This window comes from Vagococcus sp., assembly GCF_036639995.1.
In the GTDB taxonomy this organism is placed as follows: Bacteria; Bacillota; Bacilli; order Lactobacillales; family Vagococcaceae; genus Vagococcus.
Map to the genome: position 1 here is coordinate 1 of NZ_JAVWHO010000066.1, position 3,840 is coordinate 3,840.

The 3,840-nt window shown below is 33.4% G+C and carries 3 protein-coding genes; 2 read left to right on the forward strand and 1 reads right to left on the reverse strand.

Going from position 1 to position 3,840, the window contains the following annotated elements:
- Window positions 1-253: 253 nt before the first annotated feature.
- Window positions 254-1,588 carry a H2O-forming NADH oxidase gene (nox, locus tag RR554_RS11555; protein WP_332468079.1) on the reverse strand — a complete coding sequence of 445 codons (1,335 nt, stop codon included), beginning with the start codon at window positions 1,586-1,588 and terminating at the stop codon, window positions 254-256.
- Between the two features lie 230 nt (window positions 1,589-1,818).
- On the opposite strand from nox, the gene RR554_RS11560 reads away from it, so the two are divergent.
- Entirely contained in the window at window positions 1,819-2,937 is a 1,119-nt protein-coding gene (locus RR554_RS11560; protein WP_332468080.1) for a DUF6688 domain-containing protein, read from the forward strand.
- An 88-nt stretch (window positions 2,938-3,025) separates the two neighbouring features.
- On the forward strand, window positions 3,026-3,840 hold an 815-nt coding region (locus RR554_RS11565), incomplete at its 3' end, for a glutathione S-transferase family protein (protein ID WP_332468081.1).

The window sequence follows — 3,840 nt, forward strand, 5'->3', positions numbered from 1 at the left end:
CTACGGCTGATTTGGGCTTCTTTACAAATGCTTGTGACAGAGATGTCATTAAAATGTGAAGTTTTAAGTAGAGAACTCATAGCAGCAATGATATTTTTTCTGGTTCGTTGATATCTCAAGTCTGTTTCTTTCATTGTTTTCTCCTGTACGTAACTAGTTTTCTATTGGTTATCTTACAAGAAAATAGACAGACTGTCCATTAAAAAATATTAAAAAAGCAAATTCTGATAAAATATCAAAATTTGCTTTTTCTTTATTCAGCTGATAAAGCAGCCATTGTAATGTAGTTATAAGGTTGGTTGAAATGTGGTAAGAAGAAAATATCAAGTAATTTTAATTTATCAATCGTTACTTTTTCTTCAATCGCAAGTGAGAACATATGAATTCCCATTGAGATGTCTTGAGTGGATGCCATTTGAGCACCTAGGACACGGCGACTTTTAGCATCATAGATAATTCTGATTTTTACTTTGCCATTATCAGCAATGAAACCAGGTTTTTGTAAATCTTCAAATTCAGTGTATTTCACGTCAAAACCAGCTTTTTTAGCAGCGGCTAAATTAAGACCAGTAGAGACCATGTTATAACCAAAGATTGAAATACCATTTGAGCCTTGAACACCGATAGATTCCAGTGGTGTACCACTAGCGTTATGACCAGCAACAATACCACTTCTTACGGCATTAGTTGCTAAAGCAATATAGGTAGTTTCTTCAAGAGCGTTGCTGTAAATTGTCGCACAATCACCAACAGCATAAACATCAGGAATGCTAGTTTCTTGTTGTAAGTTAACAAGGTAAGCTCCGTTTTCAAAGGTTTCAATGCTATCTTTGCCTAAACTATTATTAGGAGCAAAACCAACTGCTAAAACAACTAAGTCAGCATCATATGTTCCTTTGTCTGTTGTTAGGCTAGTAACTTTTCCGTCTTCGCCATTAAGTGATTGAACTTTTTCACCGTAATGAGTTTGAATTCCATTATCAGTTAAAACTTTATCCATGTCGTTTGTAAACCAAGGATCATAATAAGTGCTTAAAGATGTATCTGCTGCATCAAATAAGCGAACATTTTTTCCGCGACGTTTGATTGCTTCAGCCATTTCAACACCAATATATCCAGCACCGATAACTGCAACATTTGTCACTGTATCATTGCAAAGAGCAGTGTCTGCTACTTGGCTATCTTGGAACAATTTAACAAATTGCACATTTTTTAAATCAGTTCCTTTGATGTTTGGTGCAATTGGAACAGAACCAGTTGCCAAAATTAATTTATCATAAGATTCTTTTGATTGTTCACCATCTTTGTGAGTGGTATAAACAATTTTTTTATCAAAATCAATGGAATCAACAGTTGTTTCCATCATAATTCTAGCACCTTTAGATTCAAAAGAATCTTTGTTTGTATAAAATAAATGTTCATAAGAATCAATTTGACGACCAACCCATAGTGCTGTTCCACAACCTAAATAACTTAAGTTAGAGTTTTTGTCGATAATCACAACTTCATTATCTGGATAGCTATCTAAAATAGTGTTTGCTGCAGCGATTCCTGCATGGTTGGCACCAATTAATACGATTTTGCTCATTTTAACATCTCCTAAACATTAGTTTTTTTTAATTAATATTTAATTACTTATTTTACATTATATAGTTATTTGAGATGAGTATCAAGAGAATGTTCAATCTTTCACTTATTTTTTAGTATTAGTTAAAGCTTTATTTTCATCTCGCGTTATAAAAATTGTAACCATTTAAGAATATGAAAGTATTAAAGATGAGGATAAGATAGCAGATATTTAGGAGGAGAGAAAAGGGTATGATAATTGGTATGTTGATGATATTTATTAGTTTTGTAGTTCCTTTTATTCTGACGGGGATTAATAGTTATTATTTGTTAAGAAAAAAGGATGAAGCTTCTTATAGTTGGCTAACGAGACAAGAAGGATCTATTGAATGGTTAACTATTATTTTAGGTATAATTTTATCTCTACTTTACCGAGAATTGGTTGAAATATTAAATATGGATTGGCAAGAGGTGCTGATTAACAATCAAAAACATACACCAATTTCTAGTCAAGGGCAGCTAACAATGTTTGTATTGCTCTGTATAGGTATCTTAGGTTATAGCGTATTAAAATATGGTTTGGTTGAAAAATTACCGCCTTTAGTTTTTACACTTGCTATTGCTTGTGTTTATATCGGGATGATTCTAGCAATTGTTTGGATTATTCAAGTATTTACACTAAATTCTACTGATTTTTTACTCGTTATATTTCCGATTAATTGCCTACTTTTAAGTTTGAAGGTGATTAAAGAAACACTTGTTAAATGGCAAGAGGAAGAAAAAGAAGTTGAGATGATAGCAACGACGAATCCATTGTTAGTAACATTTAATCAGCTTCTAAGTAAATCTGAGAACTGGGTATGGTTAGGTTTTGTTTTTATGTTACCTATTTTAGGCATCGTTTTAGCTAGTTTAGTATTATTAGGACAGGAGCCAGATGCCTATATTAAAGCCTGGACAGAAACGAGTGACTGGAATTTATCAGAAAAAATATCTCCACCTAATGTTGAAGTAGATGAACATTATTTGTGTACAGTCGCAGCTTCAGGGCACAGAAATGTAGTTAAACCGCAAAGAAAAGGAGTTAGACACGGTCATGAAGTGGTGGTTAATCGGCAACTTTGTATCGCCAATGCCTTTGAACAAATACTAGAAGAAAAAACGCCCAAAATTCATCGTGTTATTAGAGGAAGTTATGATAAATATGGTTACCCTGTTGCAAGAAAAATAACGTCACCTTTGATAGCAGATATTATTTATTTTTTAATGAAACCTGCGGAACTGTTATTTTTGCTAGTTATTTATTTAGTTGATATTAAACCAGAAAATAGAATTGCACTGCAGTACATCACGTCACCTAAAAAGCAGTAGCTTACTTTATATAAGCATATTTATTGAGTATCTGATTCTACTTAACGTATAATAAATTTATCAAAGAAAAGTAGAGGAGAAACAATCAATGGGCTTATTAGTTGAAGGTAAGTGGCAAGATCAGTGGTATGATACTAAAAGTACTGGTGGTCATTTTGTTCGGAAAGAATCACAATTTAGAAATTGGATTACACCAGATGGAAGTGCTGGACCATGTGGTGTTTCAGGATTTAAAGCAGAAGCTGGGCGTTATCATTTGTATGTGTCTTATGCGTGTCCGTGGGCAAGTCGGGCACTTATCATGCGGAAGTTAAAAGGCTTAGAAGAGATGATTTCTCTATCTGTTGTGAATTACTACATGGGAGAGAATGGATGGACTTTTGAAGAAGGAAAAGATGTGATAACTGATCCAATTATCAACGCTAATTATTTATATGAAATCTATGCTCATGTTGATCCAACTTACACAGGACGCGTTACAGTTCCTATTTTATATGATAAAAAAACCAATCAAATTGTGAACAATGAATCATCAGAAATTATGCGTATGTTAAATACAGCCTTTGATGAAATTGGAGCCTTGGCAGGTGATTATTATCCAGAGGAGTTACGTGTAGAGATTGATGAGATGAATGAAAAAGTTTATCACGGTATCAACAATGGTGTTTATAAAACTGGGTTTGCGACTAAACAAGAAGTTTATGAAAGAGAGGCTACTCAATTATTTACTGTATTAGATGAATTGGAAGAGCATTTAAGTAGTCAGAAATATTTAGTGGGTGAGAGATTAACAGAAGCTGATTGGCGGTTATTTGTGACTTTAGTTCGTTTTGATTCAGCCTATTACGGTCATTTTAAATGTAATATTCGTGAGTTAAGAGAATATCCGCATTTGTGGCGTTA

Coding starts and splice junctions, on each gene's coding strand:
- nox (WP_332468079.1), bottom strand. CDS start 1,588: ATGAGCAAAATCGTATTAATTGGTGCCAACCATGCAGGAATCGCTGCA.
- RR554_RS11560 (WP_332468080.1), top strand. CDS start 1,819: ATGATAATTGGTATGTTGATGATATTTATTAGTTTTGTAGTTCCTTTT.